Consider the following 12155-nt stretch of genomic DNA (forward strand, 5'->3'; position numbering starts at 1 on the left):
TCGTGGCCCTGGATGCACCGATGCACGCCGTCCCTCGGGACGGCGTTTTGCTTGGGAGGCGCCGGCCATCGACTTTCTTCTAAGGAATTCACATGGCAGAGGCATACATCGTGGCCGCCGCGCGCACCGCAGGCGGCCGCCGCGGCGGCAAGCTCGCGGGCTGGCATCCGGCGGATCTGGCGGCGCAGGTGCTCGACGCGCTGGTGGCGAAAAGCGGCATCGACCCGGCCGCGGTGGAGGACGTGATCCTCGGCTGCGTGAGCCAGGTCGGCGAGCAGGCGAGCAATGTGGCGCGCAATGCGGTGCTGGCCTCGAAGCTGCCCGAATCGGTGCCGGGCACCTCGGTCGACCGCCAATGCGGCTCCTCGCAGCAGGCGCTGCACTTCGCGGCGCAGGCCGTGATGGCGGGCAGCATGGACGCGGTGATCGCGGGCGGCGTCGAGAGCATGACGCGCGTGCCGATGTTCACGCCCAATGCGCTGCCGGCCAAGGCGGGGCTCGGGACCTACGCCAGCCCCGGGATGCAGCGGCGCTACCCGGGCGTGGAGTTCAGCCAGTTCGTCGGCGCGGAGATGATCGCGAAGAAGTACGGGATCGATAAGGATGCGCTCGACCACTATGCGCTGGAGAGCCACAAGCGCGCCATTGCCGCGACGCGCGAAGGCCTGTTCAAGGACGAGATCCTGGCGGTCGAGATCCGGCTGGCCGACGGCTCGGCCTCGGGCGAGATGCACACGATCGACGAAGGCATCCGCTTCGATGCCACGCTGGAAGCGATTGCGGGCGTGAAGCTGATCGCCGAAGGCGGCCGCTGCACCGCAGCCACCGCAAGCCAGATCTGCGACGGCGCGAGCGGGCTGCTGGTGGTCAACGAGCGCGGCCTGAAATCACTGGGCGTGAAGCCCCTGGCACGCATCCACCACATGAGCGTGCTGGGCCACGACCCGGTGATCATGCTGGAGGCGCCGATCCCCGCGACCGCGCGTGCGCTCAAGAAGGCCGGCATGAAGATCGAGGACATCGATCTCTACGAAGTCAACGAGGCCTTCGCGCCGGTGCCGCTTGCCTGGCTGCAGACCCTGGGCGCCGACCCGGCGAAGCTCAACGTGAACGGGGGCGCGATCGCGCTCGGCCACCCGCTGGGCGCCTCGGGCACCAAGCTCATGACCACGCTGATCCATGCGCTCGGACAGCGCGGCAAGCGCTATGGGCTGCAGACCATGTGCGAGGGCGGCGGGATGGCCAACGTGACGATCATCGAAAGACTCTGATGTCGACCGTCCTCTGGGATCTTGAAAACAGCGTAGCGACGCTGACGCTGAACCTTCCACACAAACTCAATCCGATCGCGCTCGACCTTCAGCACGAACTGCGTGGGGCCTTCGCCCGCGTGCGCGAGGACCGCAGCGTGCGCGCCGTCGTGCTCACCGGCGCCGGCAAGGCCTTCTGCGTGGGCGCGGACCTGAGCGCGATGCGCGCGCCCGAAGCCGGCGAGACGCTCGGCGACCAGACGGCGAAATGGATGCAATCGGTCAGCAACCCGCTGATCGAGGAGATGCGCGCGCTGCCGGTGCCGGTGGTGTGCGCGGTCAACGGCGCCGCGGCGGGCGCCGGGGTCGGTCTCGCGCTCGCGGGCGATGTGACCCTCGCGGCGAAGAGCGCCTACTTCTACCTCTCCTTCCTGCCCAAGCTGGGCATCGTGCCCGACCTGGGCTGCACCTGGTTCATCCCGCGCCTCGTGGGCCCGGCGCACGCGATGGGCATGAGCCTGCTCGACGAGCGGCTGCCGGCGGAACGCGCGGCGCAGTGGGGCCTGATCTGGGCCTGCGTCGAGGACGATCTGCTGCTGCTCGAAGCGCAGCAGATTGCCGAGCGCCTGGCGCGCCTGCCCGCGCATGCGGTGCTCGAAGCGCGCAAGGCCTTCGAGGCCTCGGCGCGGCATACGCTGCCGGAGCAGCTGCGCTACGAAAGCGAACGCCAGCGCGAGCTCCTGAACCGGCCCGAATTCGGCGAGGGCGTGAGCGCCTTCCTGCAGAAACGTGCACCCACCTTTCCGGGCCGCGAGTCATGATCGAACGCACCCTCTTCGGCCCCGACCACGAAGCCTTCCGCGACAGCTTCCGCCGCTTCATGGACAGGGAGATCGCGCCTTTCCACGAGGCCTGGGAAGAGCAGGGCTACGTCGCGCGCGAGGTCTGGAACAAGGCCGGCGCGAACGGCTTTCTCTGCATGGCGCTGCCCGACGAATACGGCGGTGCGGGCGCCGACCTGCTCTATTCGGTGATCCAGTTCGAGGAGCTCTGGGCGCGCGGCTTCACCGGCATCGGCTTCGGGCTGCACAGCGAGATCGTGGCGCCCTACATCCTGCGCTACGGCACCGAGGCACAGAAGAAGAACTACCTGCCGAAGCTCGCGAGCGGCGAGATGATCGGCGCCATTGCGATGAGCGAGCCGGCCGCCGGCAGCGACCTGCAGGCCGTGCGCACCACCGCCATCCAGCAGCCCGACGGCAGCTACCTGATGAACGGCAGCAAGACCTTCATCACCAACGGCTGGCATGCGGACCTCGTGATCGTGGTCGCCAAGACCGACCCCGCAGGCGGCGCCAAGGGCACCAGCCTGTTCCTGGTGGAGCGCGGCATGGCTGGCTTCGAAAAGGGCCAGCGTCTCAAGAAGCTGGGCCTGAAGGCGCAGGACACCTCGGAACTGTTCTTCAACGACGTGCGCCTGCCGGCCGAGGCGCTGCTCGGCGGCGCGGCGCAGGAGAACCGCGGCTTCGTCTGCCTGATGGAGCAGCTGCCGTGGGAGCGGCTGCAGATCGCGATCAGCGCGGTGGCCGCTGCGCAGGCCGCGATCGAGCACACCGTGGCCTATGTGAAGGAGCGCAAGGTCTTCGGCCAACCCGTGGCGGCGTATCAGAACACGCGCTACACGCTGGCCGAGCTGCAGACCGAGGTGCAGGTAGCGCAGGTCTTCGTCGACAAGTGCATCGAGCTCCTGATGCAGGAAAAACTCGACACCGCGACCGCGAGCATGGCCAAGTACTGGACCACCGACCTGCAGTGCAAGGTGATGGACGAGTGCGTGCAACTGCACGGCGGCTATGGCTACATGTGGGAGTACCCGGTGACGCGCGCCTACGCCGATGCGCGAGTGCAGCGCATCTACGGCGGCACCAACGAGATCATGAAAGAGGTGATCACGCGGGCGATGGGGTTGCCGGGGCGCTGAGGGGAAGCGCTTGTTTTAGTCCCAATTTGGGACTAACCTTGACCGCGATGCGGATCATTTCGCTGAAGTACTTGAGGGACTTTTGGGTGCGCCACCCCGCCTCGGAACAGCCGTTGAAGGCTTGGCATGAAGAGGCCAAGGCGGCAGTTTGGAAGACACCGCAGGACATCAAGGACCGCTATCGCAGTGCTCGCTTTGTTGGAAGCAACCGGGTCGTTTTCAACATCAAGGGCAATGACTACCGCCTTATCGCTGCCATCGCTTACAGATACGAGGCCGTTTACGTCAAATTCATCGGCACGCATTCGGAATATGACCGAATCGATGCCCAAACTATTGAAGTGGAGTAGTCCATGGACATCCGACCCATCCGAACCGAAGCTGATTACAAGGCCACACTGAAGGCGGTGTCGCCGTACTTCGATCAGGAGCCGGCGCCGGGCACGGAGGACGCCGATCGCTTCGAAGTGTTGCTGGCATTGATCCAGAGCTATGAATCGAAAAATCACCCGATCGACCCGCCGGACGCGATCGAGGCGATCAAGTTCCGAATGGAGCAGCAGGGCCTCTCGGCGAAGGATCTTGAGCCTTTCATCGGGCAGTTGAATCGCGTGTACGAAGTCCTCAATCACAAACGTCCCTTGACCTTGAGGATGATTCGTCGAATCCACAAGGGGCTCGGCATTCCAGCTGAGGTATTGATCCAAACCGAAAACGACGACAAGTTCTCGCTTGCCGCATAGGAGCCCGCGTCATGCCCACCAATGCCTTCTATGCCCAGTCCGGCGGCGTCACTTCGGTCATCAACGCCTCGGCCTGCGGCGTGATCGAAACGGCGCGCCGGCACGCCGATCGAATCGGCACCGTCTACGCCGGACGCAACGGCATTCTCGGCGCGCTCGCCGAGGAGCTGATCGATACCAGCCTGGAGTCGGCCGAGGCGATCGCGGCGCTGCGCTCCACGCCCGCGGGCGCTTTCGGTTCCTGCCGCTACAAGCTCAAGTCGCTGGAAAAGAACCGGCGCGAGTACGAGCGCTTGATCGAGGTCTTCAAGGCGCACGGCATCGGCTACTTCTTCTACAACGGCGGCGGCGATTCGGCCGACACCTGCTTCAAGGTGAGCCAGCTGTCCGCTTCGCTCGGCTACCCGCTGCAGGCGATCCATGTGCCGAAGACCATCGACAACGACCTGCCGCTCACCGACTGCTGCCCGGGCTTCGGCTCGGTCGCCAAGTACGTCGCGGTGTCCACGCTCGAAGCCTCGCTGGACGTGCGCTCGATGGCCGCCACCTCCACCAAGGTGTTCGTGCTCGAGGTGATGGGCCGCCACGCGGGCTGGATCGCGGCGGCCGGCGGCCTGGCGGCGGACCACGGCATTCCTGTCGTGATCCTGTTCCCCGAGATTCCCTTCGACCAGCCGGCCTTCCTGGCGCGCGTCGATGCGCTGGTCAAGCACCATGGCTATTGCACGGTGGTGGTGTCGGAAGGCTGCCACCATCCCGACGGCACCTTCCTCGCCGAGCAGGGCACCAAGGATGCCTTCGGCCATGCGCAGCTCGGCGGCGCGGCGCCTGTGGTGGCGCAGATGGTCAAGGAGGCGCTGGACTACAAATTCCACTGGGCGGTGGCCGACTATCTGCAGCGCTCGGCGCGCCACATCGCCTCAGCCACCGACGCGCGGCAGGCCTATGAGCTCGGGCAGCGCGCGGTCGAGCTGGCACTCGAAGGCAAGAACTCGGTGATGCCGACCATCGATCGGACCTCCGACTCGCCCTATGCCTACCGCATCGGCAGCGCGCCGCTCGACCAGGTGGCCAACACCGAGAAGTTCATGCCGCGCGACTTCATCTCGGCCGACGGCTACGGCATCACCGACAAGTGCCGCAGCTACCTGCTGCCGCTGATCCAGGGCGAGGACTATCCGGCCTACCGCGACGGGCTGCCGGTCTACGTGACGCTGCAGAACCACGTGGTCGCGAAGAAGCTGCCGGCCTTCGAGATCGCCAAATGAACGCCGCAGCTGCACGGCCCGATCCTTCGCGTTGCCCTCTGTGCGGCGAGGCGAACCGCTGCGCGATGGAGATCGAGCGCGAGACCGGCCAAGTGCAGCCGCCTTGCTGGTGCATGCAAACCGACTTCGACCGCGCCGTGCTCGCGCGCGTCCCTGCAGAGATGCGCGGCCTCGCCTGCATCTGCGCGCGCTGCGCTACTGCAGCCGCTGTTGCTGCGACTGCTGCTGATCCTGCTCCTGCGCCGGCGGTTCAGGATTGACGGGCGCCGGCGGCCGCCGGCCGCGCTCCCGCTCTTCGGCGATCACCTCGTGGATGAACTGCAGCTTGCCCACGGCCACGTGCGGCAGCACGAAGGGGTAGTAGTCGGGCTGGCCCATGCTGCGCGACAGCTCGTTGAGCACATTGGTGAGGCGCACCCAGCCGTTGAGGAAGTCGAGGAAATTCGCCGCTCCGGGATGTTCGGGCTGCCAGAGATCCGAGAGCTCGAACAGGTCGCTGGTGACTTCGACGTTCTGCGCATCGACGCCGAAGCTCTTCGCCGTGTCCGCCGTGTCGGCCATGTGCAGGTAATGGGCCCAGGTTTCGGCCCAGTCTTCCCACGGATGCGCGCTTGCATAGCTCGTGACGTAGCGGTTCGCCCAGTCGGGCGGCGGGCCGTTGTCGTAGTGGTTGCGCAGCGCCGTCGCGTAGTCGGCCCGCTCGTCGCCGAAGAGCTCGCGAAAACTGTCGAGCCACGGCGTCGGGTAGACCAGCAGGTCCCAGTAGTAGTGGCCGATCTCGTGGCGGAAATGGCCGACCAGCGTGCGGTAGGGTTCGCGCATCTCGGCACGGATGCGCTCGCGCACTGCGTCCTCGGCCTCTTCGGCGTTGAGCGTGATCAGGCCCATCTCGTGGCCGGTCATCACATGCGGGCCGCCCGGCATGTTGCTCAGGAAGTCGAAGGCCAGGCCGTGCACCGGATCGGTCAGGCGCGTGACGACCGGCAGGCCCAGCGCCAGCAGTTGCGAGATCAGCCGGCGCTTGGACAGCTCGAGCTTGCGCCACAGTTCGCCATTGCTCTCGATCGACAGGTCGGGGATGGTGCGCGTGACGCTGCATGACAGACAAAGGCCGGGCACCAGGCCATCGGTGTGGAAGGCCGGGTCGTCACCTTCGCGCGGCGCGGGCACCATCCAGTTGCAGGCGGCCGGGGTCATCAGGTTGGCGCAGCGGCGATAGGTCTTGCCCCCGGCATCGCCGAAGACGGTGAAGGTGTCGGGCTCGGCGCCTTCAAACGTTGCGGGCGCGAGCGGCACCACGCCCAGGCTTTCGATCACGAAGCCGAGCGGCGTATGGCAGGCCAGGCACTGGCTGTTGCGCAGGAACACGGGGCGGCCGCACTGGCACTGGTAGGCACGGGTGACGGTGGGCGCCTGGAGCTCGGCCGCGAGCGAGGGCGCGGCTTCGGCTTCGACGGCGGGGCCGCTGTCGTCGGGGGTGGGGGATTCCATGGCTCTGTGTTCTTTTGGATTTCGGGCGGGACAGCCGGACCATTGTGAAGGCTGCCTCTGCGCCAGGACCGGCGCGCAAACCCCGATATCCTTGTAGGACGGCCCGAACAGGCTGCCTCCCCCGATGACCTCGACGCTCCCGCCGCAATCCCTCAGCAGCCGCTACGGGCCCCGCTACCGCTGGCTGCTGCTCTTTTCCGTGATGGTGGGCGTGATGGCATCGATCATGTCCTCGACCATCGTCAACGTGGCGATCCCGGGCATGAGCCACCACTTCGCGCTGGGCCAGGAGCGCGCGCAGTGGGTCAGCTCGGGCTTCATGGTCGCGATGACGGTGTCGATGTTGACCACGCCCTGGCTGCTCGCGCGCTACGGCTACCGCCGCACCTATGTCGGCACCATGGTGCTGCTGCTGCTCGGCGGCGTCGCGGGCGGGCTGGCCAACCACTTCCCGCTGGTGCTGATCGCGCGGGTCGCCGAGGGCCTGGCGGCCGGCGTGGTGCAGCCGATCCCGGCCATCATCATCCTGCGCGCCTTCGAGCCCCACGAGCAGGGCCGCGCAACCGGCATCTTCGGCATGGGCGTGGTGCTGGCGCCGGCCATCGGCCCCAGCATCGGCGGCGTGCTGGTCGACCTGTTCGGCTGGCGCTCGATCTTCTTCATGGTGGTGCCTTTCTGCATCGCCTCGATCTGGCTGGCCTACAAGTTCGTGCCGACCACGGCGCCCGGCGGCGTGGTGGCGGCGCGCAGCGGCGGGCTCGACTGGGGCGGCCTCGCGCTGGGCACCGCCGGCACCTTGTGCCTGCTGAACGGGCTGGTCGAGCTGCGCGGCGACGCGCCGCTGCAGGCCGCGGCGCTGCTCGTCGGCGCGGTCGTGGCCTTCGGCGCCTTCGTGGGCTGGCAGCGGCGGCTCGCGGCCGCGGGCGGCACGCCGCTGATGAACCTGGCGCTGTTCCAGTACCGGCAGTTCGCGATGGGCAGCGTGGTCGCCTTCATCTACGGCACGGCGCTGTTCGGCTCCACCTACCTGCTGCCGGTCTACATGCAGGTCGGGTTGCAGCTTTCGGCCTCGCACGTCGGCACCATCCTGCTGCCGGCCGGCATCGTGCTCGCCTTCACCATTGCCGGTGTCGGCCGGCTCGCGGACCGGCACCCGACCTGGCTGCTGGTGTGCACCGGGCTCGCGCTCCTGGCCGTCTCCTTCGCGCTGATGCTGTTGCTGCGGCTCGACAGCGCGCTCTGGCTGCTGGTGGCCTTCGCGATCATCGGCCGCGTCGGGCTGGGCTTCATCCTGCCCTCGCTCAACCTGGGCTCGATGCGCCCGCTGGCCAAGCCGCTGATTCCTCAGGGCGCGAGCGCAATCAACTTCCTGCGCATGCTGGGCGGCGCGGCCGGCGTGAGCCTGTGCGCGATCGTGCTCGAATGGCGGCTGGCCGTGCATGGCGATTCGCTGGTCAACACGGCCACCAGCCCGGCGCGGTTGGCGGCCTTCGACGAGGTGTTCGCGATGCTGGCCGGCCTCTGCGCGCTGGCGATCTGCGCGGCCTGGCAGTTGCGCGAAAAGCGCTCTAATTGACCCATGTGCCAATTGCTCGGAATGAACTGCAACACGCCGACCGACGTGACATTCAGCTTCACGGGCTTCGCGCAGCGCGGCGGGCGCACCGACCACCATGCCGACGGCTGGGGCATCGCCTTCTTCGAGGACCGCGGCCTCAGGCATTTCGTCGACCACCAGCCGGCCTGCGAGTCGCCGGTGGCCGAGCTGATCCGGCGCTACCCGATCCAGAGCCGCAACGTCATCGCGCACATCCGCAAGGCCACGCAGGGCGCGGTGAACCTGCAGAACTGCCACCCCTTCGTGCGCGAGCTGTGGGGCCGCTACTGGGTGTTCGCGCACAACGGCGACTTGAAGGACTTCAGGCCGCGGCTGCACGGCAACTTTCATCCCGTGGGCAATACCGACAGCGAGCACGCCTTCTGCTGGATCATGCAGGAGATGGCCAAGTCGCATGCCGACGTGCCGAGCGTCGAGGAACTGACGCTCACGCTGCGCGAGCTGGCGCCGCGCGTCGCGCGCCACGGCACCTTCAACTTCATGCTCTCGAACGGGCAGGCGCTGTGGTCGCACGCCTCGACGAACCTTTGGTACATCGAGCGACGCCATCCTTTCGTGACGGCCGAGCTGTCGGACGAAGACCTCAGCATCGACTTCGCGCAGCACACCACACCGAACGACCGGGTGGCGGTGGTGGTGACGGCGCCCCTGACCACCAACGAGACCTGGACCGCCTTCGCGCCCAACGAGCTCGCGGTGTTCGTCGACGGCCAGCGCGCCGGCTGAATTCGGGCGCCGCGCACGGGCTTCGCCGAGGCGGTGCGCGCGCCGGGCCAGGCGCTAGCGGAGGTACGCCTCCAACGCATCGATGAACATCGCCGGCACGTCGAAGCCGGTCTGCTCGGTGATTTCCTGGAAGCAAGTCGGACTGGTCACGTTGATCTCAGTCAGCGAGCCGCCGATCACGTCGAGCCCGATCAGGAGCAGCCCGCGTTCGTTGAGCACCGGTCCGATCGCTTCGGCGATGCGCCGGTCCTGGTCGGTCAGCGGCTGCGCCACGCCCTTGCCGCCGGCCGCGAGGTTACCGCGCACCTCGGTGCCCTGCGGAATGCGCGCCAGGCTGTGCGGCACGGCCTGGCCGCCGATCACAAGGATGCGCTTGTCGCCCTGCGCGATCTCGGGCACGAAGCGCTGCACCATGATGGTTTCGGCGCCGTTCTTGTTGAGCGTCTCGACGATCGAGCCGAGGTTCAGCCCGTCGGCCTTGACGCGGAAGATGCCCATGCCGCCCATGCCGTCGAGCGGCTTCAGGATGATGTCCTGGTGCTCGGCATGGAAGGCGCGCACCGCGGCCGGATCGCGCGTGACCAGCGTGGGCGTCGTGTACTCGGCGAACTCCATGATCGCGAGCTTCTCGGGATGGTCGCGCAGCGCGCGCGGCCGGTTGACGACGCGCGCGCCTTCGCGCTCACCCTGTTCGAGCAGGTGAGTGGCGTAGATGTACTCGGCGTCGAAGGGCGGGTCCTTGCGCATCAGCACCACATCGAAGGCGTGCAGCGGGCGTTCGATCACGGCCTCTTCGCGGAACCATGCCTGCTCGCCGGTCAGCATGATCTCGCGCACCCTGGCGGTGACCGGCCGGCCGCGCTGCCAGTTCAGGTGCCGCGGCTCGCAGGCCGAGAGCGTGTAGCCGCGGCGCTGCGCCTCTCGCATCATCGAGAAGGTGGTGTCCTTGTAGATCTTGAACTGCTCGAGCGGGTCAGCGATGAAAAGGATGTGCATCAGGATGTCTTTCCGGCGATCGATGAGGAAGGGGCGGCTTCGGCAGAAGCGGCCCGTGCGTCTTGCTTGATCTTGCAGGCAGCTGCGATATCCTTGCCGGCGAAGGGTTTGCCGCGGCCGATCTGCTGGATGGCCGAGAGGCTCAGGTCCTCGAAGAATCGCATCGACGGCCTCGACGCCCTAGATCTCGATCTTCGAGCCGAGCTCGACCACCGCGTTGTTCGGCAGCCCGAGGAAGCCCGCCGCCCCGCTCGCGTTGTGGTGCATCTGCGCGAAGAGCTTCTCGCGCCAGGGCGCCATGCCGCTGCCGAGCGTGGGGATCACCACGTCGCGCGAGAGAAAGTAGCTGGTCGTCATGGGCTCGAGCTGGCAGCCGCGCAGCCGCGCATGCTCCAGCGCGCGCGGCAGGTCGACGTCGTTCTTGAAGCCGTAGTGCACCACCACCTGCCAGCAGTGATGCCCGAGCGGCTCCATCTCGATGCGCTTGTCCATCGGAATCCACGGCACTTCGTGGCTGCGCACGGTGACGAACAGGTTCTGCTCGTGCATCACCTTGTTGTGCTTGAGGTTGTGCAGCAGCGCATTGGGCACCACGCCCGGCTCCGCGGTCATGAACACCGCGGTGCCGTCGACGCGCGCCGGCGGATTGACGAACACCGAATCGAGGAAACCGCGCAGGTCGATGGCTTCGGCCAGCTGCATCTGGCCCATGAGGCGCCGGCCTTCCTTCCAGGTCAGCATCAGCATGAAGATGGACCCGCCGATCAGGAGCGGGAACCAGCCGCCTTCGAACAGCTTCAACAGGTTGGAGGCGAAGAACAGGAAGTCGACCACGAAGAACCAGCCGGTCGCGGCGATGCACAGCCACAACGGGTACTTCCAGGCATAGCGGATCACGAAGAAAGTCAGCACCGTGGTGATCAGCATGTCGGTGGTCACGGCGATGCCGTAGGCCGCGGCCAGGTTGCTCGACGAGCGGAACATGACCACCGCCAGCACGATCGCGACGAACAGCCCCCAGTTGACGAAGGGAATGTAGATCTGCCCCGCGGTGCGCACGCTGGTGTGCTCGATGTTCAGACGCGGCAGGTAGCCGAGCTGGATCACCTGCCGCGTGACGCTGAAGGCGCCGGTGATGAGCGCCTGCGACGCGATCACCGTGGCGGCGGTGGCGAGCAGCACCAGCGGTATCAGGGCCCATTCGGGCGCCATCATGTAGAAGGGATTCTTCACCGCCGACGGGTTCTCCAGCAGCAGCGCGCCCTGGCCGAAGTAGTTGAGCGTGAGCGCCGGCATCACGACCGAGAACCAGGCGACGCGGATCGGCCGCTTGCCGAAGTGGCCGAGGTCGGCGTAGAGCGCCTCGGCACCGGTCACGCACAGCACGGTCGCACCCAGGATGATGAAGCTGGTGCCGGGGTTGTCCCACATGAAGCGCAGCGCATAGTGCGGGCTCATGGCCTTGAGGATTTCAGGATGGGCGAGGATCTGCCACACGCCCAGCAGCGCGATCGCGAAGAACCAGACCAGCGTGATCGGGCCGAAGTAGCGGCCGATGCCCGTGGTGCCGTGCTTCTGGAGCGCGAACAGGCAGAACAGCACCACCAGCGTGATCGGGATCACGTAGTGCTTGAAGTGCGGCGACACCACCTCCAGGCCCTCGACCGCCGACAGCACCGAGATGGCCGGCGTGATGACGCCGTCGCCGTAGAAGAGCGAGGTGCCGAAGATGCCGACCATCAGCAGCACGTGGCGCAGGCGGGGCTTGTCGACCACCGCCTGCGAGGCCAGTGCCAGCATCGCGACCAGGCCGCCCTCGCCCTCGTTGTCGGCCCGCAGGACCAGCACCACGTACTTGAGCGAGACGATCACCGTCAAGGTCCAGAAGAACATCGACAGGATGCCGTAGACGTTCTCGACCGTGAAGGGAACGTGGCCGTGGCCGAACACCTCCTTGACCGCATACAGAACGCTGGTGCCGATGTCGCCATAGACGACACCGATGGCCGCAAGGATCAGCGCGGTAGAGGAAGATTTGGTGGGGGACACGGAGTCGATGAAAAAGGGTGTCCGGCGTGACGC

13 protein-coding genes are annotated in these 12155 nt (G+C 66.9%); 9 read left to right on the forward strand and 4 right to left on the reverse strand.

The window, feature by feature from the left end:
• Positions 1-92 precede the first annotated feature (92 nt).
• From ACSQ9A_RS26485 to ACSQ9A_RS26515, 7 genes are read left to right on the forward strand one after another with little or no spacing between them, the layout of a single operon-like run.
• Positions 93-1271 carry an acetyl-CoA C-acetyltransferase gene (locus ACSQ9A_RS26485; protein WP_436305876.1) on the forward strand — a complete coding sequence of 393 codons (1179 nt, stop codon included), beginning with the start codon at positions 93-95 and terminating at the stop codon, positions 1269-1271.
• Positions 1271-2071 (forward strand): enoyl-CoA hydratase-related protein, encoded by an 801-nt coding sequence (locus ACSQ9A_RS26490; RefSeq protein ID WP_093109962.1) that lies wholly within the window; start codon positions 1271-1273, stop codon positions 2069-2071. Before ACSQ9A_RS26485 ends, ACSQ9A_RS26490 begins: the two co-directional genes overlap by 1 nt.
• On the forward strand, positions 2068-3231 hold the full coding sequence (locus ACSQ9A_RS26495) for an acyl-CoA dehydrogenase family protein (protein ID WP_093109961.1): 1164 nt from the start codon (positions 2068-2070) through the stop codon (positions 3229-3231). Before ACSQ9A_RS26490 ends, ACSQ9A_RS26495 begins: the two co-directional genes overlap by 4 nt.
• Before the next feature lie 47 nt (positions 3232-3278).
• A complete protein-coding gene (locus ACSQ9A_RS26500; RefSeq protein WP_436306370.1) occupies positions 3279-3581 on the forward strand; it encodes a type II toxin-antitoxin system HigB family toxin in 303 nt (100 codons plus the stop codon).
• 3 nt (positions 3582-3584) lie between these two features.
• Positions 3585-3974, forward strand: coding sequence for a helix-turn-helix domain-containing protein (locus ACSQ9A_RS26505; protein ID WP_093109959.1), 390 nt, complete (start codon positions 3585-3587; stop codon positions 3972-3974).
• An 11-nt stretch (positions 3975-3985) separates the two neighbouring features.
• Complete coding sequence (locus ACSQ9A_RS26510) at positions 3986-5242, forward strand: 6-phosphofructokinase (RefSeq protein ID WP_093109958.1); 1257 nt, start codon at positions 3986-3988, stop codon at positions 5240-5242.
• Complete coding sequence (locus tag ACSQ9A_RS26515) at positions 5239-5502, forward strand: cysteine-rich CWC family protein (RefSeq protein WP_093109957.1); 264 nt, start codon at positions 5239-5241, stop codon at positions 5500-5502. The genes ACSQ9A_RS26510 and ACSQ9A_RS26515 overlap by 4 nt, the downstream gene beginning before the upstream one ends.
• On the opposite strand, the gene ACSQ9A_RS26520 is transcribed toward ACSQ9A_RS26515, so the two are convergent.
• Complete coding sequence (locus ACSQ9A_RS26520; protein WP_436305877.1) at positions 5438-6733, reverse strand: zinc-binding metallopeptidase family protein; 1296 nt, start codon at positions 6731-6733, stop codon at positions 5438-5440. The two genes, ACSQ9A_RS26515 and ACSQ9A_RS26520, sit on opposite strands and share 65 nt — an antisense overlap.
• Positions 6734-6857: 124 nt before the next feature.
• On the opposite strand from ACSQ9A_RS26520, the gene ACSQ9A_RS26525 reads away from it, so the two are divergent.
• A complete protein-coding gene (locus ACSQ9A_RS26525) occupies positions 6858-8309 on the forward strand; it encodes an MFS transporter (protein ID WP_436305878.1) in 1452 nt (483 codons plus the stop codon).
• 3 nt (positions 8310-8312) lie between these two features.
• Complete coding sequence (locus ACSQ9A_RS26530; RefSeq protein WP_436305879.1) at positions 8313-9077, forward strand: class II glutamine amidotransferase; 765 nt, start codon at positions 8313-8315, stop codon at positions 9075-9077.
• A gap of 54 nt (positions 9078-9131) precedes the next feature.
• Here the strand turns inward: ACSQ9A_RS26530 and gshB are convergent, their stop codons facing one another.
• From gshB to ACSQ9A_RS26545, 3 genes are read right to left on the reverse strand one after another with little or no spacing between them, the layout of a single operon-like run.
• Positions 9132-10073 carry a glutathione synthase gene (gene gshB / locus ACSQ9A_RS26535; protein WP_436305880.1) on the reverse strand — a complete coding sequence of 314 codons (942 nt, stop codon included), beginning with the start codon at positions 10071-10073 and terminating at the stop codon, positions 9132-9134.
• Positions 10073-10237, reverse strand: coding sequence for a hypothetical protein (locus ACSQ9A_RS26540; protein ID WP_436305881.1), 165 nt, complete (start codon positions 10235-10237; stop codon positions 10073-10075). The genes gshB and ACSQ9A_RS26540 overlap by 1 nt, the downstream gene beginning before the upstream one ends.
• A gap of 16 nt (positions 10238-10253) precedes the next feature.
• Positions 10254-12122, reverse strand: a complete 1869-nt coding sequence (locus ACSQ9A_RS26545; RefSeq protein WP_436305882.1) for a potassium transporter Kup — start codon at positions 12120-12122, stop codon at positions 10254-10256.
• Between the last annotated feature and the right edge of the window lie 33 nt (positions 12123-12155).

This window comes from Variovorax sp. LjRoot290 (assembly GCF_964253985.1).
GTDB lineage: Bacteria > Pseudomonadota > Gammaproteobacteria > Burkholderiales > Burkholderiaceae_C > Variovorax.

What these genes read in the sequence shown, in the direction of transcription:
- ACSQ9A_RS26485 (WP_436305876.1), top strand. Translation starts at nt 93, where the DNA reads ATGGCAGAGGCATACATCGTGGCCGCCGCGCGCACCGCAGGCGGCCGC.
- ACSQ9A_RS26490 (WP_093109962.1), top strand. Translation starts at nt 1,271, where the DNA reads ATGTCGACCGTCCTCTGGGATCTTGAAAACAGCGTAGCGACGCTGACG.
- ACSQ9A_RS26495 (WP_093109961.1), top strand. Translation starts at nt 2,068, where the DNA reads ATGATCGAACGCACCCTCTTCGGCCCCGACCACGAAGCCTTCCGCGAC.
- ACSQ9A_RS26500 (WP_436306370.1), top strand. Translation starts at nt 3,279, where the DNA reads ATGCGGATCATTTCGCTGAAGTACTTGAGGGACTTTTGGGTGCGCCAC.
- ACSQ9A_RS26505 (WP_093109959.1), top strand. Translation starts at nt 3,585, where the DNA reads ATGGACATCCGACCCATCCGAACCGAAGCTGATTACAAGGCCACACTG.
- ACSQ9A_RS26510 (WP_093109958.1), top strand. Translation starts at nt 3,986, where the DNA reads ATGCCCACCAATGCCTTCTATGCCCAGTCCGGCGGCGTCACTTCGGTC.
- ACSQ9A_RS26515 (WP_093109957.1), top strand. Translation starts at nt 5,239, where the DNA reads ATGAACGCCGCAGCTGCACGGCCCGATCCTTCGCGTTGCCCTCTGTGC.
- ACSQ9A_RS26520 (WP_436305877.1), bottom strand. Translation starts at nt 6,733, where the DNA reads ATGGAATCCCCCACCCCCGACGACAGCGGCCCCGCCGTCGAAGCCGAA.
- ACSQ9A_RS26525 (WP_436305878.1), top strand. Translation starts at nt 6,858, where the DNA reads ATGACCTCGACGCTCCCGCCGCAATCCCTCAGCAGCCGCTACGGGCCC.
- ACSQ9A_RS26530 (WP_436305879.1), top strand. Translation starts at nt 8,313, where the DNA reads ATGTGCCAATTGCTCGGAATGAACTGCAACACGCCGACCGACGTGACA.
- gshB (WP_436305880.1), bottom strand. Translation starts at nt 10,073, where the DNA reads ATGCACATCCTTTTCATCGCTGACCCGCTCGAGCAGTTCAAGATCTAC.
- ACSQ9A_RS26540 (WP_436305881.1), bottom strand. Translation starts at nt 10,237, where the DNA reads ATGCGATTCTTCGAGGACCTGAGCCTCTCGGCCATCCAGCAGATCGGC.